Source organism: Catenuloplanes indicus (genome assembly GCF_030813715.1).
Classification (GTDB): domain Bacteria; phylum Actinomycetota; class Actinomycetes; order Mycobacteriales; family Micromonosporaceae; genus Catenuloplanes; species Catenuloplanes indicus.
This window is the reverse complement of sequence record NZ_JAUSUZ010000001.1, coordinates 8,132,642-8,151,551: the sequence shown is the minus strand read 5'-3', so window position 1 is coordinate 8,151,551 and position 18,910 is coordinate 8,132,642. Positions and strand designations below refer to the sequence as shown.

Below are 18,910 nucleotides of genomic sequence, written 5' to 3'. Positions count from 1 at the left end.
CGAGGCCCGCGGAAAGGTTCGCAGGCGTCTCCGATTCGTGATCTAGTCACCGCTCGTCATGATCAGGAAACACGAAGCAGCGGCGGCAGCGGGCCTCGTACGTATAGGTTCCGTCGTCCGGCAGCGCGGTCGACGGCGCCAGCCGCCGGATGAACGGCACGCCGCTCTCCAGCACCTGCGTCCAGGCCGCATCCATGCTCCGGCACACGTCACACACCGCGCGCCGGTGGATCACCTTCTCCGGTGCCAGCTCCAGCAGCGCCCGGATCGGCGCGAACAGCTCGCCGCGGTGGTCCAGGTCGATGCCGGCCGCGACCACCTTCACGCCCTTGCCCAGTGCCTCACCGAGCACGGCCACGTCCGCGGCCGAGAACATGTGCACCTCGTCCACGCCGATCACCTGCACCGGCCGGTCCAGCGCACCGCGCAGGCTCGCCACCTTCTCGGTCCGCAGGCTGCCCCCGGCTCGCGACACGATCTCGGTGTCCCGCCCGTGCCGCATCGACTGGAATATCCGGTGTGGTACACCGGCGTGCTCCAGCGGCGAGAGCAAACTGATCATCTCGAGGCTCTTGCCACCCTTGACCGGGCCCACGATCACCGTCAGATCCACGGCGCCGATCCTGCCGCCCCACCCCCGGCCTGCCAACCACGACCCGCCCCGGCGTCACGTTCATCACCCAGCCGAAGATCACAACCCGGATGTACCCACTTCCGGCGTGGCCGCTCATCAGTCCCGCCTCGTCACCGGCAGTGCAAACCCACACTGCCCCCGGTCACGTACTTCGCACGCGACCGGTCCCGGGCCAACACCGGCGGTGCGGGCCGCGCTGCTGGCGATCCGAGTGCTTCGCTCGCCACCGCAGGCGGGTCAAATACCCAGGATGATCTTCCATCCGCGTGGGATTGAAGATCGCGATGTGGTGGTGGCCGCTTCGCGCGGATCGAAGCGGCCGGCAGCGGCGTGCAGATCTCGCAGCGCACCACCGAGCCGGCGGCCGCCGCACCCCATGCCCGAAATATCATGATATCGGGGACGAGGTGCCGGCGGCGCTCCGCCAGGCCGGCGCGAAGGCGCCGCCGCCAGCCCTGAGTGATCAATCAGTGGCGCAAAAAGGAGATCAAATATCGATGTTGATCGCCATTTTGTACCACTGATTGATCACTCAGCCGGGCAGGCGGGATGCCCGCGGTCATAGACCACTCGAACGCGGTACCAAATATGGCTATATTTCGGACGCGGGCTTCGCACGCGTCCCGAAGCAGCCACTGCGCATCGCTGCGCCGCGTCGTGCGCCGCACAGCGCGGTCCGATGCTGCGCTTCGCGCGTTCGTGTGGTGCCCGGAGTGCCGGCGCCAGGCCGGGTCGCGCCTCCGGGCTGGGTCTCCGAAGCGGGGCCCGCCGCGCGCCTTCGCGGATGAGCTTTGCGCCGGTTACGAGGTATTTCGGCTGGTTGCTTGGGGGTGAGGGGTGCAGAGTGAAATGTGGGCGTTTGGGTAGGGCGGGTGGTCAGGTAAGCAGAGCAAAGCGATGACAGTGGAGGGCTTGCCGCCACGGGCTGGCAGGGAGAAGCGCCGGCGACGACCGGCGCCTCGTGCCACTCAGCTTAATTTGATCTTGAGGCGGACCTGGTAGGGCCGCGAGTCTCTGGCCAGCGTAGATGCGGAATCGTGCGGTGCGGCGGGTGGGGAGCAGACGCGGTGGGGCGCTTCGTAAAACCCAGGCCAGAGTCCGTGATCAACTTAAGCTAAGCGGCATTGGGCTCCGGTCAGCCGCCACACACCTTTCACACCACCACGCAAGCCCGGCGCTGGGTAAACCCACGCCCGCACCGGCGCAGCCCTCCAGACCCGAGACTTCGTCATTCAACGGAATCCGGCGGCAAGACAACCCTCCCGGCTCCGGCTTCGCGCAACCCGGCACGCGGGAAGCCGGGCACTACGTGCCCGAAATTTCCGGATAAAGGAGTGCCGCCCCGGGAGTGGCGGTCAGCTCTTGAGGTAGGACGTGGCTACGCGCTGGTCGCCGGCCTCGGTGGCGAACTGGACGGAGAGGAGCCACTCCTGACCGGGCGGGAGCGTGGTGGTGCCGATGGCCGTACCGTCGCTGACCCTGGTGATCTGGAAGGGCACGGCGGGCCCGCCGGACCGGGGTGTGGCGGACGCGATCCAGGAGGAGATGACGCCGCCGGTGGTGCAGAGGCGCAGCCGGTACGACCCGGAGGCGCCGTTCGGCTCCAGCGTCGCGCTGACGTCGCCGCCGGCCGCGGCCATGGTGACCTGGCCGCGCGGGCACGACGGCGCGGAGGTGGACTCGGCGGGGCTCAGGATGTTCCACAGCGAGGAGATGACCGGGATCAGGATCAGCAGGGCCAGCGTGACCCACCGGGACAGCCGGGACCCGCGGGTGGCGAGCGGCATCTCCTCCGGCTCGGCCTCCGGCCACGGGCAGTCGTCCGCGCACGGCTCCCAGGACAGCACGTGCCGGGTGCCGGCGTGGGTCAGGCGCGGGCCACGCCAGCGGCCGCAGCCCTTGGAGTGGACCCGCCGGCCGGCCCCGGTCATCAGCTCCGCGTGGATCCGCCGGACGTCCGCCGCGGCCGTACCCTCGACGGGCCGGATGGCACGACGGCGTACCGGTGCCGCACTGCGACCCGGCCACAGGGTATGCCGCCCGTCCATCCTCACCCCCTGGGCTAGATCCTAGGTCGCCCGCCCCCGTGCGGGCGAGGCCCTGTCACCCCTCGGGACCGGTGTGACTAGTCTGTCCTCCGGTACGGGTGGTAGCGCAGAGGTCGGCGCACCGTTTTCGCAGAACGGGGGACGCCGGTTCGAATCCGGCCCGCCCGTACCCCCGGGCGGGCGAGTGGTAGCGCAGAGGTCGACGCGCCGCCCTGTCAAGGCGGAGGACGCCGGTTCGAATCCGGCACACTCGCCTTCCCGATCACGTGGGTGGTAGCGCAGAGGTCGTCGCGTCCGGTCTCCAAAACCGGAAGGACGCCGGTTCGAATCCGGTCCGCCCGCACCGGTCAGCCGCGATCGCACGCCGGTGCGGCGCTCCGCGCGAGCGGCAGTTCGGCGCCGGGTGCGCAGGAAACGCGGCGACAACGGCTTGAGCACGTAGTCGCCGACGGCGTAGCCGGCCTCGACGTCGTGCGGCACCGCACGGCGCCGGCCGGGTGCCTCGATCGCGGACCGATAGCACTTCACATCGGTTGCCGGTCCCGCAGAACCGGATCGGGTCGTACCGGTCGCAGACGACCGGCCACCAGGGCCTGCTTCATCCGGCTCACCATGGCGGGCGGGAGCAGCTTCCGCGAGGTGCCGGGCGAGGTCAGCGCGGTCACCGGCACCCGTTCGGTCCACCTCACGGTCAGCGGCGGCCGGCCCGCCGGGGCTTGGTGAACGTGGGCTGGTTCGTTCTCAGGCGATGATCGTGGAGAGCGCACCGGCCGCGATGTTGCGGCCGGTGAGCAGCAGCACGACCGGACCGGCCGGGGACACCGCGCCGGCCAGCAGCGCGGCGAGGCCGACCGCGCCCGCGCCCTCGACGATCAGGCCGCAGCGAGTGGCGAGCAGCCGTACCGCCTCGGCGATGTGCTCCTCACCCACCGCGGCGAACTCGACGCCGTGCGCCGCGGCCAGCCCCGGCGTGATCGAGCCGGGCTCCAGGTTGCCGGCCAGCCCGTCGGCGAGCGTGGGGCCGACCTCGACCTCGGTGATCGCGCCGGCCTCGGCCGCGGCGGAGACCGCGCGGGACGCGGCCGACTCGACGCCGATCACCCGGATCCGCGCGGCCGCGGACGACCACGGCGAGGCCGCGGCGCGGGTCGGGCCGTGCGCGGCCAGCACCGAACCGGCGAGCAGGCCGCCGCCGCCCACCGGGACGACCGCGGTGAACCCGCCGTGCAGCTGGTCGCGGACCTCGGCGAGGCAGGTGGCCTGACCGGCGATCACGTACGGATCGTTGTACGCGGAGACGAATGCCGCACCGGCCCGCGCGGCGAGCCCGAGCGCGTGCGCCTCGGCGTCGTCGTAGGAGGTGCCGTGCAGCACCGGCTCGACGCCGAGCCGGCGCAACCCCTCGATCTTGGCGGGCGACGCGTTCGACGGCACCACGACCGTGACCGGGACGCCGAGCCGGGTGGCCGCGTACGCCACGCCGAGCCCGTGGTTGCCGGCCGACGCGGTCACCACACCGGCGCCGGTGCCACCGAGCGCGGCGACCGCCGCGAGCGCGCCGCGGACCTTGAACGACCCGGTCGGCTGCATCGTCTCGAGCTTGGCGTAGACGTCCGCGCCGACCAGGTCGTCGAGCGGCAGCCGGACCAGCGGCGTAGGGGCCAGCTCGGCGGCGACGACGTGGCGGGCGTGGTCCAGGTCGGCCGCGGTGGGCGGTTCGACCGTCCGGAGCGGGCTCTCCACGTCGGTCATGACGACCACCTTTCCCTACGGTGACGGTCGCCACCGTAACAGGCGAATGATCAACCGGCCTCTCCGGAGGCCCGGCGCCGGGCGCGGTCGAGCAGGTCGTCCAGCTCGGGCAGGAGCGCGACCGGCGGGTTCAGCACGGCGGCCCAGCCCTGCACCGCGTACGCCGGGTGCGGCATGATCACGCCGAGCCGGGCGAAGTCCACACCGGCGCGGTGCGCGGCCGCGTCCGCCGGCGGGTGGCCGAAGCGCCGGGTGAACTCGGCACGGCCGAGCGCGATGTTGAGCCGGAACACGCCGGGCCGGTCCAGCCGGGACTCCTCGTCGACGCCGGGCGTGTCCCGCGCGACGATCGTGGCGAACGGCATGCGGTGCGAGACACCGGCGAAGAAGAAGCGGTCCCGGTTCGCGGTCTCGTCCGCGACGAACTCGGTCACGCCCGGGATGTTGCGGATCCGTTCGGCGATCTCCGGCTCGGTCGGCCCGTCCAGGCCCACGGACGCGAGGTGCCAGATCGCGTCCGCGTCCGCGATCAGCTCCGCGGTGAGCGGGAAGTGCCCGTGCACACCGTCGGCACGGCCCACCAGGTCGCCGGCCTCGGCACCGACGTTGAGGCCGTCCGTCAGCGCGGCTTCGAACGTACCCTCGGCGGGTGTCGCCAGGCCCAGTGCGGCGCTGGCGCCGAGGCTGCCGGCCAGGAACAGGTACCGGTCGCCGAGGACACCGGCCGCGATCCGCCCGGCCGGGTTCCAGCGCAGGTTCAGGTCACCCTGCTCCCAGCCGGCCGCGTCCCAGGAGGCGCCGTGCCGTTGCAGGTGGGCGTTGTGCGCGTGCAGCAGCGTGGCGCCGCGCCGCCGCTCCCGTTCCCGGATGTCGATCAGGTTGCGGGCCATCCAGGCGTCCCGGAGCCCGATCAGGCGCGTGACGCGGACGTTCAACGCGACCGGCGCGGCCGCGGCCGCGTGGTACCGCAGCAGCCAGAGCGCGGTCTCCGCGTGCGTCACGTCGTCCGTGAGCCCGGCCGCCCAGAGCGCGCCGAGCAGGTCGTCGGCGATGATCCGCAACGCGGCCGCGTCCGGGCTCAGGCCGGGCGAGCGTGCCGGGTCCATCACCGCGTCCGGACTGGACCAGCGCGTGTCCGGCCCGGCCAGCTCCTCGATCCGCGCCCGGTCCACCGAGACCCGGTCGCCGACCAGATCAACGGCACGCAGCAGGTACGGACGAGGGCTCGGCGCGGAGTCGACCTCGGTCGGCGCGTCGAAGCCGTGGAACGCGATCCGGTCCTCCGGCGGCACCGACGCGTTGTGCTCGCGCAGCCGGACCACCAGGTCGCGGTTGCCGGCGAAGCTGCCCCAGCCGTGGCTGAACCCGTCGGCCAGCACGGTCTCCAGGTCCGCGTCGGCCTCGCCGCGGACGTAGTCGTCGACGATCCGGGCGCGCACCCGGTCGGTCTCCAGCGCGACCGATCGGAAGCCGCGCGCGGCCAGCGCGAGGAGCAGGTCGTTGCGCAGGGCCTGGAACGCGGGCTCGCCGTGATCGGGTTCGCCGGCCGCGAGCACCTCCAGCGGTGTGGAGCGTGCGTCCAGCAGGGCCAGCAGCGGGGAGAAATCGAACGTCATAGGCCTCTACCGTATCGTTGAATCTCCTATTGAGGCTTTGCTGCCTCCTGACCTGGGAGCGTGGCGTTGAAGTCTCAACGGCCGGTCGACTTGGCGCGGGAGCACGGCCTCTCGACCCAGGCGATCCGCAACTATGAGGCGGACGGCGTGCTGCCGCCGGCCGCGCGGACCACCAGCGGCTACCGGATCTACACGGACGCGCACGCGGTGGCGCTGCGCGCGTTCCTGGCGCTGATCCCGGCGTACGGTCACGCGACCGCGCGCACGATCATGCGAGCAGTGCTCGGCGGCGACCCGGACACGGCGTTACGCGCCGTCGATCAGGGCCACGCGCTGCTGCTGCGTGACCGGGAGACGCTGGACTCGGTCGAGATCGCCATAGCCATATTGTCCGAGATCTCGCCGGAAAAGCGGGTGAATCTGCAGATCGGGGAGGTGGCGTACCGGCTGGGCGTGACCCCGGCGACGCTGCGCAAGTGGGAGGCGGCCGGCATCCTGACGCCGCGCCGGGACCGCACCGGCCAGCGCGTCTACGACCAGGACGACCTGCGCGACGCCCAGCTCGCGCACCTGCTCCGGCGCGGCGGCTACCGTCTGGACCACATCGCCACGGTCACCGCGCAGGTGCGCGCCGCGGACGGCACCGCCGCGCTGGCCGAGTCCCTGGCGCGGTGGCGGCAGCGGCTGTCCGCGCGCGGCCGGGACATGCTGACCGCGGCCGCGCGCCTGGACGCGCTGCTCAGTCCGTCACCCGCGGCAGCGTCTCCGCCGCCCTGAGCGCGGCCGCCGCGGACGAGTACGGGTTGTACGTGTACGACCGCGCGAGCGTCCCCGGGATCGTCCAGTACTCCGCGGACAGCTTGGCCGGGTCGGTCGCGATCTCGCCGCGGACCGGCACGTCGTCGCCGTCGTCCCAGCCCCACGGCGCGTTCGCCGAGTTCGTGCCGCAGCTGAACGTGCCGCTGCCGCAGCCGCCCGACGTGTCACCGGCGAACGTGCCCAGGCCGGCGAACAAGCTCGCGTTCGCCCGCTGCGCCCACAGCCCGTCCCCGGTGAAGAGGTCGATCAGGCGGTACTTCACGTCCCGGTCGTCCGGCCCGCTCGGCGTCTCGCCGCTGGTGGACGGGTAGTAGACGACGCCGTCGCCGTTGATCTGGTACTGCGGCCACGCCTTCAGCCCGTGCCCCTGCGTCTCCTGCGCGGTGACCGGGTGCTGGAACGCGTCGTGCGGCGAGGACGCGAGCTGCAGCGTGCCGTCGCTGTTCTCCCGCCCACCGGTCCAGCTGCTGCCGGCCGGCAGGTACGAGAAGAAGTCGCTGTGGGCGACCGTGACCGCGGAGCGCAGCACGCCGTACTCGGTGCCGTTCTTCTCGATCGCGAGCATGACGCCCTCGCCGTCGTTCTCGTGCTCGGTCTCGAAGAACGGATGGTCCACCCAGTCCCGCGGGTGGAAGAACAGATAGGTGATGAACCAGTGCGAGCTCGTCTCCGCGACCGAGTAGTACGCGGCCGCGGACAGGTCGGCGCCGGCCGCACCGGTGTTGTCCCAGTTGTCGCGGCCGTTGAGGTTGCCGTCGAAGTCGACCCGGGTGATGTAGTCGGACTTGCCGCCGAGCGCGTGAGCGCCGGTCTGGTCGACGTCCTGGTGGTGGATCGGCGCCCAGCGCAGCGCGAGCTCCGCCCGGGTCGGCGCGGCCGAGGCCGGTGCAGCGGCCGCGAGCACCGCGACCCCGGTCGTGATCAGTGCGGCGGCGATCGCCCTCGTGAGATTCATGCCCGAGAATATAGAGCGATCAACTGATCACCTGAATGTCCCGGAAACGAACGATCGGTACGCCCGTGGTGTGGTTCCGGTGACGCGCTTGAACGCGACACTGGGCGCGCTCTCCGAGCCGTACCCGACCGCGTGCGCGATCGCGGCCACGGTCTCGCCACGCCGCAGCCGGTCCGCGGCCAGCGAAGCCGCCGGCCACCTCCCGGAAAATCACCCGGCCGGCAGCGGCGTCACCTCGCGCCGCCGGCCAGCACGAACGGCACCGGACGGGTGACCACGAAGCAGTCGCCGACGGCCGGCGGCCAGGTGACGCCGTCCACGATCAGCAGGGCCGAACCGGTGCGGACCGCGTTGAACTTCACGTCCAGCGGCGCGTCGAACGCGACCGATCCGGAGACGGCCGGGTGGCTGTGGGAGTACGCGTCAGGAACGCTCCGAGCGGCGTAACCGCCACGGCGGCACGCCCGCGGTCGCCAGCTGCGCGGCCAGTTCCGGCGCCGGATCGTCGAAGAACACGGCGACCTGGTGCACGTCCGCGAGCGCACAGGTGGCGGCGAACGTGCCCACGTTGATCGAGTCGACGGACTCCGCCCCGGCCAGGTCCACGATCAGACGCAGCGGGCGGGTCCGGCGCACCGCGTGCACCAGCGTCTGCCGCAGCTGCACCGCGTCCTCCACCCCCACGTCCCCGGTGGCACGTATGACCAGGCTGCCGTCCGCGCGCGTGGAAACATCCAGTGTCATGTCCATGAATGCCTTCCGGCGAATCGGAGTACGTCCGGCGAGGGACCGTCGGGCGGACACGGTATGACCCGCAGGTTAACGAACCACCGCTCGTGCGTCGTTAACCGTGTTGCGAGTCGGACACATTCCGGCCCGCCCGGCTCTCGCCGGCGCACCGCCGATCCGGCGTCCGGCATCGATGGCTCAGGCCAGCAGTTTCCGGATCTCGGCGGCGAGCGCGACGGACGCCTCGATCTCGACCTTGCGGCTGGAGACGCTCTCCACGTTGAAGCCGAACGGCAGGCCGAGCCGGCGGCAGAACGCGATCAGCTCGCGCGCGTTCGACACGCACTGGTCGTACGACTCGCTGAGCGGGTCCTCGGTGTGCCGGAGCGTGTTCTCCAGCCAGCGGGGAACGTCCACGCCGAGCCATTGGAGGAACTCCAGCGTCTTGACCGAGCCGCAGACCGAGAGCGTCAGGATGACCGGGCGCGGTGCGACGCCGCGCTCCCGGCACGCGTAGAAGTAGTCGGACAGCATGCTCTTGGTCGCACCCACGTCGTAGACGACCTGGGAGATGAAGAACGCGACGCCGCGCTCCTGCTTGTCCAGCATGCGCAGGTGCTCGTCGCCACGCCGGCTGTACCGCTCGGTGATGCTGACCGCGCCGAGCGCCAGGTCGTCGCGGATCTCCCGGCGCAGCGCGTGCGCCTGGCCGAGGTGGGTGTGCACCGGCTTGTCGCCGGACGACGCGCCGACGAAGACGCTGAGCACCCGGTCGGTGTCGACGGAACGCAGCCACTCCGCGAGATCCGCCTCGGGGTACTTGCCGACGCACCGGTAGACGATCACCGAGCGGTCCCAGCCGGCCAGGTGCGTGTCGTGGAACGACGCCGGGTCCATGGTCGGCAGGTACGGGAACGGGCGCTGCTCCGGGTTGCGGTCGCTCTCGTCGTCGATGTCGTAGAGGATCAGCCCGTCGATGTCGACGGCGGCGAGCCGCTCCAGCGTGCGGCCGGCGATCTCGGCCGCCTGTGCGGGCTCGGTGGACCGCCGGGGCGGCGTGATGCCCACCAGCAGGGGCTCCCCGCCCGTTTCGATCATCTGCCGGAGACTCGGCCTGGTTGCAGCGGACATAGCCGACAAGCCTACCGAGCGTGATCCGCTTCTGCCGAACGCGTCCCACCGATCAGTCGCGCGCGGCGACCGCGGCCTCCCGGCTGATCACGACGCTGGTCTCGGACGTGGCGCTGTTGATCAGGATGCCGGCGCAGTCGAGGTCACCGGCGGCCATCTCGAGCAGCACGGACCCGGGTACGCCGACGGTGAAAGCCTGCCCGAACGTGCGAGCGTAGACCGGCGGGTCGGCGAACGTGAGGATGCGCGGCCGCCCGTCGCCGTGCGTGGTGCGGCCCACACCGAACCCGGCGCCGGACGTGCCGTCCGCGGCGACCGGTCCGGACCCGACCGCGCCGACGATCGAGTTGCGGAACACGTCGATCAGACGGGCCCAGTTCTCATCCGTCCGATTTCCGGCATACGCGGCCAACGCGTCCGACAGCGGCGAATCGCTCATGCCAGAGGACTATAGGGCCTGCAGCAATATCAATATTTGGCTATGGTCGGGCACATGACTCACGTCCGCCCGTTTCTGGAAGAGGTCGTGCTCGACGCGGTGGCGGCGTCGCTGCGCGCGCGGGGGCAGCGCGTGATCCGCCTCGACGCGTCCGGCTGGACCGCGGACGACGACCTCTACCGGGAGCTCGGCGCCGCGCTGGACCTGCCGGCGGGCTTCCGCCACGACCTCGACGGGCTCTCCGGCTGCCTCGCCGAGGTGACCGCACCGAACGGTCTCGCCGTCGCGTTCGTCGGGTACGACAATTTTTCCGCCGCCCGCCCGGACACCGCCCGGGCCGCACTGGAGATCATCGATGACTGGTGCGTGGCGGCGGCCGCCCGTGGTCAGCACGTCTCCTGCCTGGTCCAGCCGCCTATCTCCTGACCGGTGACGTCCCGCGGTTCCACCACAGCGACAGCCCGGCGCCGGTCACCACCAGCACCGCACCGGCCAGCAGGAACCAGAACGAGATCTCCACGTCCTCCCGGTGCAGGCCGATCTCCCGGGGCAGGTCGCCGAGCACGCCGGTGAGCTGCTCCGCGTCCTCCGCCTTGAAGTACCGCCCACCGGTCAGGTCCGCGACCGTGGTCAGCGCCTCCTCGTCGATCTCCTGGATCCGCCGCCCACCGTTCCCCCAGGCGCCCGGGTCGCGCCCGCCCGGCCCACGCCGGCCGGAGAACGCGTCCGTGCCGATCTGGTCCGGCGTGCACACCATCTGCGCCGGCTCGGTCGTGCCGAAGCCGATCGTGAAGATCCGCAGCCGGCGTGCCGCGGCCTGCTCGGCCGCGGTGACCGGGTCGACGCCGGTGCTGTTCGCACCGTCGGTCAGCACCACGATGGTGTCCGGCTGGAACGCGGCCGGGTCCGCCACCGGCGGGTCGCCGAGGTCCACGCCGGTCGCGGCCACGTTCGGGTTGATCTCCGCGATCGCGTCGATCGCGGTCAGGATCGCCGCGCCGATCGCGGTGCCGCGCGCGGTCTTCAGGCCGTCGATCGCGGCGAGCAGCGCCTCCCTGTCCTCGGTCGGCGCGACCAGCAGCCCGGAGATGCCGGAGAACGCGACCAGCCCGATCCGGGTGCCGTCCCGGGTGTCCCGGATGAACTCGCGGGCCGCGTCCGCCGCGACCGCGAGCCGGTTCGGCGCGATGTCCGTGGTGCACATCGAGCCGGACACGTCGATCGCCAGCAGGATCGACGTGTCGGTGGACGGCACCGCGAGCGAGGCCTGCGGCCGGGTCAGCCCACCGGCCAGCGCGGTCAGGCCGGCCAGGAACAGGATCACCGGCACCCGGCGGCGCCACGACGACCGGGCCGGCAGCGCGGCCCGGATCAGCGCCACACTGGAGACGCGCAGCGCGGCCCGTCTGCGCCGCCGGTTGAACCACCACCGGGCGAGCAGCAGCAGCGGTACGACCAGCAGCGCGAGCAGGCCCAGCGGCCAGGCGACCGACATCAGATGATCCTCCCGTGCCAGCGGGTGCTCAGCAGCGCGCCCACGGCGAGCAGCAGCAGCGCGGCCCCGGCGAACGGCGCGGTCAGCTCGACCGGCTCCCGCTTCGTGGTCAGCCGCAGGTCGATGCCGCCGGTGGTGCCCTCGAGCCCGGCCGCGTCCCCGGCGGTGTGGTACTCGCCGCCGCTGACCTGCGCGATCGCGGTCAGCAGCGTCGCGTCCAGCGCGGTGGTGAGCCGGTAGCCGTCCACCTCGACCGTGGCGCCCTCCGGCGTGCCGACGCCGACGGTCTGGATCCGCACCCCGGCCGCGGCGGCCAGCTCGGCGGCGGCCTCGACGTCCGGGCCGCCGGTCTCCTCGCCGTCGGAGAAGACCACGATCGTGGCGGACGGCCAGTAACCGAGATCGGGCGGCGTGCCGCCCTCGTCCGGCATGACCATCGGCTTGCCGGTGATCGCGCCGAGCGAGACCAGGATCGCCTGGCCGAGCGACGTGCCGCCGCCGGCCCTGGCCCGGTCGATCGCGGCGATCGCGAGGTCGTGGTCGCCGGTCGGCGCCTGCGTGGTCAGCGCCTGATCGCCGAAGACCACCACGCCCACGTCCACCGACTCGGGCTGCCGCCGCACGAACTCACCGGCCGCGGCCTGCGCGGCGCCGAGCCGGGTCGGGCTGACGTCGTCCGCGGCCATGCTGTTGGAGATGTCGAACGCCAGGATGACGGTGCCGGACACCCGCGGTACCGCGATCTCCGCCTCCGGCCGCGCGGCACCGGCCAGCATGATCGGCAGCGCGGCGAGGAAGAACGCCCAGGGCAGGTGCCGTCTGACCGCCGCGCGCCGGTCCGCCGCGGGAATCAGACCCGCGGACACCAGCACGCGGGTACGACGACGCGCCAACAGCACGTAGGCGGCGATCGCGGCGCCGGTCAGCAGCACCGCGAGCACCAGCACGGCCGGGTAGAGCACGGTCATCGGCGTACCCTCCCGGATTGCCGGGTCATCGAGACCAGCGCGTCGAGCAGGTCCGCATCGGTGGTGATCCGGTGCGCGGCCACGCCGGCCCGGTGCATCGCGGTCGTGATCAGCGACTCCCGGCCGTCGACCTCCTCGGCGAGCCGGCGGCGCAGCATCGGGTCGCCGGTGTCGACCAGGATCTGCTCGCCGGTCTCCGCGTCCTCCACCAGCACCAGCCCGACGTCCGGCAGTTCCAGCTCGGCCGGGTCGACCACGCGCACGACCACCACCTCGTGCCGGTGGGTGAGCATGGCCAGCGCCTTCTCCCAGCCGGGGTCGCCGATGAAGTCGGAGACCAAAAAGACCAGGCTGCGCCGCTGCTTCGTGGTGGCGGCCGCGAAGGTCAGCATGCGCGTGATATCGGTGGTCTGCCCGGCCGCCGCGCCGTCCGCCTTGATCAGCTCGGCCGCGATCCGCAGGATCTGGTCGCGGCCGCCGCGCGGCGGGATCACCCGCTGCGCGTCGTTGTCGAACAGGATCGCGCCGACCCGGTTGCCGCCCTGCGACACCAGCCGGGCCAGGCTGACCGACAGGTCCGCCGCGACCGACTCCTTGCCGCGCGCACCGACCCGCATGGACGCGGACCGGTCAACGACCAGCCACGCGGTCAGCTCGCGGTCCTCGGTGTACTGCCGGACGTACGGCTCGTCCAGGCGCGCGGTCACGTTCCAGTCGATGTGCCGGACGTCGTCCTCGGCCGTGTACGCGCGCAGGTCGGTGAAGTCCAGGCCGGTGCCGTGCCACACGGTCCGGTAGGCACCCTGCAGCCGCCCGTCGAGCCGGCGGCCGAGCCGCCACTCCAGGCGCCGCAGCAGCCGGTCCGGGGCGCTGGTCATCGGCGGCCGGCGGGCTCGGGCACCGGCAGGTTCGCCAGGATCTTCTGGAGGATCAGGTCCGCGGTGACGTCGTCGGAGAGCGCCTCGTAGGACAGGACGAGCCGGTGCCGCAGCACGTCCAGCGCAAGATCGGTCAGATCCGCCGGTACGGCGTAGTCGCGCCCGCGGATGAACGCCAGCGCGCGCCCGGCCAGCACCAGGCTGATCGAGCTGCGCGGCGAGGCGCCGTACGTGACGTACCGGGCCAGGTCGTCCAGCCCGATCCGGCCCGGCTCGCGGGTGGCGTGCGCGAGGTGCACCGCGAACTCGATCAGCGACGGATCCACGTACACCCGGTCGGTCTGTTGTTGCAGGCCCACCAGCGTCCCGGGGTCGATGATCTTCTGGATCACCGCGGCCGGCGTCAGCGCGCGCTCGACGATCACGAACTCCTCGGTCACGCTCGGGTAGCCGACCAGGACCTTCATCATGAACCGGTCGGTCTGCGCCTCGGGCAGCGGATACGTACCCTCGTTCTCGATCGGGTTCTGGGTCGCCATCACCAGGAACGGGTTCGGTACCCGGTGCGTCTCGCGGCCGATCGTGACCTGCCGCTCCTGCATCACCTCCAGCAGCGCGGACTGCACCTTGGCCGGCGCCCGGTTGATCTCGTCGGCCAGCAGCAGGTTCGTGAACACCGGCCCGAGCGACACCTGGAACTCGCCGGTCGGCTGGTGGTAGACGCGGGTGCCGAGGATGTCCGCCGGCACCAGGTCCGGCGTGAACTGCACCCGGTGGAACTCGCCGCCGATCGCCTCCGCCAGCGACTTCACCGCGAGCGTCTTGGCCAGCCCGGGCACACCTTCGACCAGGATGTGGCCGCGCGCGAGCAGCGCCACGACCAGCCGTTCGAGCAGCGGGTCCTGCCCCACGATGGTCTTCTTGACCTCGTAGAGCACCTGCTCGATCGGTCCGGCATCCGGCATGGGTCGCTCCTTAGGATCGCTACAGCGGGGGTGCTTGGCCGTCGCCGTCGACGGCGCCGAGCGCGGCACCGATCGGGACCGCGAAACCGATACCGATGAACGTGCCCGCGTCGGTCGGGTTCGCCAGCGCCACCACGATGCCCACCACCTCGGCACGGTCGTTGATCAGCGGCCCGCCCGAGCTGCCCGGGTTGACCGCCGCGTCGAACTGGATGAGTCCCGGCAGGTCCGGCTCGTTCCCGCGATCCAGCGTGCGGTCGAGCGCGGACACCACCCCGCTGGTGGTCGTCCCGGTCAGCCCCAGCGGGTTGCCGATCGCCACCACCGCCTCCCCCACCCCGGCCGCACCGCCCAGCGTGGCCGGGACCAGCGTCTCCGGCAGCCGCTCCGGCCGCAGCACCGCGATGTCCATGGCCGGCTCCGCCTGCGCGATCGCCGCCGGCGTCTCGCTGCCGTCCGCATAGGTCACGGTGATCGCCTGCCCGTTGCCGACCACGTGATGGGCGGTGAGGACGGTCCCGTCCGCGTTCGCCAGCACTCCGGTCCCGGTCGACCCGCCCGCGGTTATCCGCACCACGGACGGCAGCACCGCCTCGTAGACCTGCGGCACGCCCAGCGGCCCGCCGGATTCGCTCGGCGACGGCACGGCCACCACCGGCGCGGCCTCCGGCTCCGCGCGCGTGCCCTGGAGGACCACCAGCCCGGTGATCACGACGGCCCAGACGGCGACCGCGCCGATCAGCAGCCGCCGCCGGTCCAGCCGGCGCCCCGGTCTCGCCCCATCGTCCGGCGGCCGCTCGGCCGGCACCGGAACGGACGCGGGGTCACGCAGCACGGTCATCACCACCGGCGCCCGACGGTCGCTCTGCATCCACCGACTGTAGGAGCCGCACCTCAAGATTCGCCACGTAAGTGGAACTCACTACCCCACGGAACCCACCGCACGCCCCACGACTCGTACGATCGGCCCGCGGATCGGGTGCCGGTGTGCGCCCACCACAGGCCGCGGTGCGGGCCGCGTCCCAGCCGGCCCGGTCCAACCGCGACAGATCCAGCAGCGGGCGTACGGCCGGTCCGCGGTGAAGTTCTCGAAGCGGTGCTCCCGCTGTGCGGTGCGATCCGGCGCCCGGTCCGGACCGCGTCGGACACTGCGCGCCACGTCCGCGACCGCCGACGCGATCCGGATCTCGTCCGGCCGGCGAACCGGTGGTTGTCGCCGCGCGGCAGGTTGTCGTAGCGGCGGTCGCCGGGCCGGATGACGATCGCGGCGGGCGCGGCATGGCGGCGGGAGCCCGGTGGCACCGAGCGCGGACGCTCCGGCCGCGGTCAGCAGGCCGCGGCGACTGATCTCCGTCACGCCGTCCGCCTGCCGAGACCGGCGCCCGGCTCGCATCGCCCGCCCGGTGGGGAGCGGCGGTGGATTCCGCCGCTCCACCGGACGGTCAGCTCAGCCCGCCCATGCCCGTCGTCACGGCCGGGCGTCGACGCCGGCGCCGAGGTAGGTGGGCACGTCGGCGAGCAGACCGGAGACCTCGGGGCTGTGCTCGTTGCGGCGGCGGTGCAAGGCAGCGATCTTGTCGGACAGCGCCGGATCGTCGTCGTCGCTGATGTCGAAGATCTGCATGTTCTCGATGAGCTCGAGCCCGATCAGGTCGGTGCGGAGCGTGGCCGGGTGAATCAGGAACTCGAACATGCCGTCGAGGTCGTCGAAGACGAACGTCGCACCGTACTCGAACTCTCCGCCATGATCGCGGCCGACCACCCAGGACCGGACCGAGGGAACCGACCGGCCGGTCTCCCGCCAGCTCTCCAGCGCGGCCTCGGCCTGCTCGGGTGACGCGGTCTTCTTCAGCGCGGCGCGAATGACGTGATAGATCATCTGCTGCTCTCCATATTCCTAACGTTGTTAGATACACTAACGACGTTAGACTAGCTCGCCGTCGCGGCGCGGTCCACCGGCGGCAGAAAGATCGCGTGATGTTGAACGCTGCGGGGCCGGGCGGCCGTACCTAGGACCGGGTAGGTCTGACGGCCCGATACGGGTCCCGCTGCGAAGGAACTGACCGTTGTCGCTCATCACACCAGGTCTGGACACGCCGCCCGTCGACACGACCGTGTCGGCCACGGAGCCCGCGCCCGAGGCGCCCGCGTCCGCGCCGGTGCGAACCGGGACGCGACTGGGAACCGTCGGTGGGTGGGTCGTCACGCTACTGGCGGCCGTGCTGGTACTGGGGGCGCTGCTCTCCCCCAACCAGGTGAGCAGCCTCGGGCCCGCCGCGTTCCTCCGGATTCCGCTGGAAGCGCTGATCGCGGTGGCGGTCCTGCGCCTGCTCCCGGCCCGGCCGCGGAAGATCCTGGCGGCGGTGCTCGGGGCGGTGCTCGGGCTGCTGCTGATCGTCAAGCTGGTCGACATGGGCTTCTACACCACGCTGTCCCGGTCGTTCGACCTGGTGCTGGACTGGCCGTTCTTCGCGGACGCCTACAACATCGTGCAGGGGAACACGAACACGGCGGTGGCGTGGGCGGTGCTGGCCGGGGTGGTGCTGCTGGCGGTGGGGGTGCTGGCGCTGACGGCGGCCGCGACGGTGCGGCTGTCCGGGTTCGTGGTGCGGCACGACCGGGCCTCCGTCCGTACCGTGGCGGTGTTGACCGTGATCTGGGTGTTGATCGCCGGAACGGGGCTGCGGGCCGATCCGGGTGGGCCGGTGGCGGCGTGGAGCACCGCACGGATGGCGGCGGACAAGGTGCGGCAGGTGAACACGGGGCTGGCGGACTCGCGGGAGTTCGCGGAACTGGCCGCGAACGACGCGTTCCGGGACGTGCCGCCGGAGCGGCTGCTTACCGGGCTGGCCGGTAAGGACTTCTTCCTCACGTTCGTGGAGAGCTACGGGCGGACCGCGGTGGAGGGGTACGACTACACCGGGCCGGTGACGGCCGCACTGGACGCGGGTGAACAGCGGCTGACCGCGGCCGGGTTCAGCGCGCGCAGCGGCTGGCTGACCTCGCCGACCGCGGGTGGTGGCAGCTGGCTGGCGCACTCCACGTTCCAGTCCGGGCTGTGGATCGACAACCAGCAGCGGTACCGGAACCTGGTCAGCACCCGGCACACCACGCTGACCGGCGCGTTCCAGCGCGCGGACTGGCGCACGGTCGGCGTCATGCCGGCCCTCACCTATGCCTGGCCTGAGCAGCATTTCTACGGCTTCGACCAGGTCTACGACTCGAACACGATCGGGTACGAGGGTGAGCACTTCACGTGGGTCGTGGTCCCGGACCAGTTCTCCTACTCCACGCTGCAGCGGCGCGAGCTGGACGTGCACGACGGCCCGGTGATGGCGGAGATCGACACGCTGTCCAGTCACTCGCCGTGGACGAAGCTGCCGCAGATGGTCGACTGGAACGCGGTCGGCGACGGCACGGTCTTCACGCCGCAGGCGCAGGCCGGGGTCCCGACCCGCGAGCTGTGGAGCAACTCCGACCGGGTGCGCGCCGCCTACCGGCAGTCGATCGAGTATTCGATCGAGGCGCTGACCTCGTGGATCGCCACCTACGGCACGGACGACACGGTGCTGGTGTTCCTCGGCGACCACCAGCCGGCCCCGATCATCACCGGCGACAACGCGACCCGCGACGTGCCGATCACGATCGTCGCCAAGGACCCGGCGGTCCTGGACCGCGTCGCCTCGTGGGAGTGGACGCCCGGGCTCAAGCCGGCCCCGGACGCGCCGGTCTGGCGGATGGACACGTTCCGGGACCGTTTCCTGACCACGTTCAGCGATCTCTAGACCTGGCGGTTCTGCCAGGCCCAGGCCGCGACCTCGACCCGGTTGCGCAGGCCGAGCTCGGCCTGGACGTTCGCCAGGTGTGCCTTGACGGTGCGACCGAGACGAACAGCTCCGCGGCGATCTCCCGGTTGGTCCGGCGTGCGCGACCTTCCGGACCAGTTCCAGCTCGCGGCCGGTCAGCGGGGGCGGCGGGCCCGTCGACGGCCTGGCGCCGGCGAAGTGCCGCAGCAGGCGCGTCGTGATCGACGGGGAGACCAGCGCGTCACCGGCGTGCGCGGCCCGAACCGCCTCGGCCAGCAGCCGGTGCCGGCGGTGAGGCCGGTGCCGGTGCTGCCGGTCAGGCCGGCGACTGGGCTGCCGCCCGTGATCACACGGCCGTCGTCCGTGACGGTGCCAGCAGCCGCCGGAGCAGCACCCGCCGCGACCCGGCCGCGCGCAGCAGGAGCAGCTGGAACCCGGCGCCGAACAGCACCGCGAAGATCGGATAGAAGCGCTGATCGACGAACAGATGCAGCCACGGTACGGCGTCCGGCACCGGACCGGGCGGCAGCACCGTCCCCGTGGACTCGTGCACCGTACCCCGGTGGGCGATGGGTTTGATGTTGGCGACGGTGATGCCGCAGAGTGCGAATCCGCGAATCACGTCGAGCGCCACGGTTCTCGACGACATGCCCGACAGCCTGCGCGCACGCGCGG

20 protein-coding genes and 3 tRNA genes are annotated in these 18,910 nt (G+C 72.0%); 6 read left to right on the top strand and 17 right to left on the bottom strand.

Features of this window, described 5'->3' with window-relative positions; translation table 11 throughout:
• Window positions 1-46: 46 nt before the first annotated feature.
• Complete coding sequence (locus J2S42_RS36545; protein WP_307246763.1) at window positions 47-613, bottom strand: thymidine kinase; 567 nt, start codon at window positions 611-613, stop codon at window positions 47-49.
• A 1,376-nt stretch (window positions 614-1,989) separates the two neighbouring features.
• Entirely contained in the window at window positions 1,990-2,682 is a 693-nt protein-coding gene (locus J2S42_RS36540; protein ID WP_307246762.1) for a hypothetical protein, read from the bottom strand.
• Window positions 2,683-2,777: 95 nt separating this feature from the next.
• On the opposite strand from J2S42_RS36540, the gene J2S42_RS36535 reads away from it, so the two are divergent.
• The 3 genes from J2S42_RS36535 (at window position 2,778) to J2S42_RS36525 (ending at window position 3,025) form a co-directional block, all read left to right on the top strand.
• Window positions 2,778-2,850 (top strand) — tRNA-Ala (locus tag J2S42_RS36535).
• 12 nt (window positions 2,851-2,862) lie between these two features.
• A tRNA-Asp gene (locus J2S42_RS36530) sits at window positions 2,863-2,937 on the top strand.
• Window positions 2,938-2,948: 11 nt separating this feature from the next.
• Window positions 2,949-3,025 (top strand) — tRNA-Trp (locus tag J2S42_RS36525).
• Window positions 3,026-3,423: 398 nt separating this feature from the next.
• On the opposite strand, the gene J2S42_RS36520 is transcribed toward J2S42_RS36525, so the two are convergent.
• Together J2S42_RS36520 and J2S42_RS36515 are read right to left on the bottom strand one after the other, a co-directional pair.
• Complete coding sequence (locus tag J2S42_RS36520) at window positions 3,424-4,434, bottom strand: threonine ammonia-lyase (RefSeq protein WP_307246760.1); 1,011 nt, start codon at window positions 4,432-4,434, stop codon at window positions 3,424-3,426.
• A gap of 50 nt (window positions 4,435-4,484) precedes the next feature.
• Window positions 4,485-6,050, bottom strand: coding sequence for a DUF6194 family protein (locus J2S42_RS36515; protein WP_307246758.1), 1,566 nt, complete (start codon window positions 6,048-6,050; stop codon window positions 4,485-4,487).
• Window positions 6,051-6,110: 60 nt separating this feature from the next.
• Here J2S42_RS36515 and J2S42_RS36510 point away from each other — a divergent pair, with 60 nt between their 5' ends.
• A complete protein-coding gene (locus J2S42_RS36510; protein WP_307246756.1) occupies window positions 6,111-6,827 on the top strand; it encodes a MerR family transcriptional regulator in 717 nt (238 codons plus the stop codon).
• Here J2S42_RS36510 and J2S42_RS36505 read toward each other — a convergent pair.
• The 6 genes from J2S42_RS36505 to J2S42_RS36480 all read right to left on the bottom strand — a co-directional run bounded on the left by J2S42_RS36505 (window position 6,790) and on the right by J2S42_RS36480 (window position 10,123).
• Window positions 6,790-7,824: a hypothetical protein gene (locus J2S42_RS36505; protein ID WP_307246755.1), complete on the bottom strand. Its 1,035-nt coding sequence runs from the start codon at window positions 7,822-7,824 to the stop codon at window positions 6,790-6,792. The two genes, J2S42_RS36510 and J2S42_RS36505, sit on opposite strands and share 38 nt — an antisense overlap.
• Window positions 7,825-7,851: 27 nt before the next feature.
• Entirely contained in the window at window positions 7,852-7,992 is a 141-nt protein-coding gene (locus tag J2S42_RS36500) for a helix-turn-helix domain-containing protein (protein WP_370879464.1), read from the bottom strand.
• A 62-nt stretch (window positions 7,993-8,054) separates the two neighbouring features.
• On the bottom strand, window positions 8,055-8,186 hold the full coding sequence (locus tag J2S42_RS36495) for a hypothetical protein (protein WP_307246753.1): 132 nt from the start codon (window positions 8,184-8,186) through the stop codon (window positions 8,055-8,057).
• Window positions 8,187-8,247: 61 nt separating this feature from the next.
• A complete protein-coding gene (locus J2S42_RS36490; RefSeq protein ID WP_307246751.1) occupies window positions 8,248-8,574 on the bottom strand; it encodes an STAS domain-containing protein in 327 nt (108 codons plus the stop codon).
• A 177-nt stretch (window positions 8,575-8,751) separates the two neighbouring features.
• Window positions 8,752-9,651: a 5,10-methylenetetrahydrofolate reductase gene (locus J2S42_RS36485; RefSeq protein ID WP_307246748.1), complete on the bottom strand. Its 900-nt coding sequence runs from the start codon at window positions 9,649-9,651 to the stop codon at window positions 8,752-8,754.
• Window positions 9,652-9,736: 85 nt separating this feature from the next.
• A complete protein-coding gene (locus tag J2S42_RS36480) occupies window positions 9,737-10,123 on the bottom strand; it encodes an SseB family protein (protein WP_307246747.1) in 387 nt (128 codons plus the stop codon).
• A gap of 54 nt (window positions 10,124-10,177) precedes the next feature.
• Between J2S42_RS36480 and J2S42_RS36475 the strand changes: the two genes are divergently transcribed.
• The gene (locus J2S42_RS36475) at window positions 10,178-10,549 is read left to right on the top strand and encodes a barstar family protein (protein WP_307246745.1); all 372 of its coding nucleotides are present in this window, start codon (window positions 10,178-10,180) and stop codon (window positions 10,547-10,549) included.
• Here J2S42_RS36475 and J2S42_RS36470 read toward each other — a convergent pair.
• From J2S42_RS36470 to J2S42_RS36445, 6 genes are all read right to left on the bottom strand, one after another.
• Complete coding sequence (locus J2S42_RS36470) at window positions 10,539-11,618, bottom strand: VWA domain-containing protein (RefSeq protein ID WP_307246744.1); 1,080 nt, start codon at window positions 11,616-11,618, stop codon at window positions 10,539-10,541. The genes J2S42_RS36475 and J2S42_RS36470 overlap by 11 nt on opposite strands.
• Window positions 11,618-12,586: a VWA domain-containing protein gene (locus J2S42_RS36465; RefSeq protein ID WP_307246742.1), complete on the bottom strand. Its 969-nt coding sequence runs from the start codon at window positions 12,584-12,586 to the stop codon at window positions 11,618-11,620. The genes J2S42_RS36470 and J2S42_RS36465 overlap by 1 nt, the downstream gene beginning before the upstream one ends.
• Window positions 12,583-13,464 (bottom strand): DUF58 domain-containing protein, encoded by an 882-nt coding sequence (locus J2S42_RS36460; RefSeq protein ID WP_307246740.1) that lies wholly within the window; start codon window positions 13,462-13,464, stop codon window positions 12,583-12,585. The genes J2S42_RS36465 and J2S42_RS36460 overlap by 4 nt, the downstream gene beginning before the upstream one ends.
• The gene (locus J2S42_RS36455) at window positions 13,461-14,429 is read right to left on the bottom strand and encodes an AAA family ATPase (RefSeq protein WP_307246738.1); all 969 of its coding nucleotides are present in this window, start codon (window positions 14,427-14,429) and stop codon (window positions 13,461-13,463) included. The genes J2S42_RS36460 and J2S42_RS36455 overlap by 4 nt, the downstream gene beginning before the upstream one ends.
• A 19-nt stretch (window positions 14,430-14,448) precedes the next feature.
• Window positions 14,449-15,300 carry a S1C family serine protease gene (locus tag J2S42_RS36450; RefSeq protein ID WP_307246736.1) on the bottom strand — a complete coding sequence of 284 codons (852 nt, stop codon included), beginning with the start codon at window positions 15,298-15,300 and terminating at the stop codon, window positions 14,449-14,451.
• A gap of 597 nt (window positions 15,301-15,897) precedes the next feature.
• Window positions 15,898-16,308, bottom strand: coding sequence for a Dabb family protein (locus J2S42_RS36445; protein ID WP_307246734.1), 411 nt, complete (start codon window positions 16,306-16,308; stop codon window positions 15,898-15,900).
• 187 nt (window positions 16,309-16,495) lie between these two features.
• On the opposite strand from J2S42_RS36445, the gene J2S42_RS36440 reads away from it, so the two are divergent.
• Window positions 16,496-18,214 (top strand): sulfatase-like hydrolase/transferase, encoded by a 1,719-nt coding sequence (locus J2S42_RS36440; RefSeq protein WP_307246732.1) that lies wholly within the window; start codon window positions 16,496-16,498, stop codon window positions 18,212-18,214.
• A gap of 367 nt (window positions 18,215-18,581) precedes the next feature.
• On the opposite strand, the gene J2S42_RS36435 is transcribed toward J2S42_RS36440, so the two are convergent.
• Window positions 18,582-18,884 (bottom strand): DUF418 domain-containing protein, encoded by a 303-nt coding sequence (locus J2S42_RS36435; protein ID WP_307246731.1) that lies wholly within the window; start codon window positions 18,882-18,884, stop codon window positions 18,582-18,584.
• Window positions 18,885-18,910 lie beyond the last annotated feature (26 nt).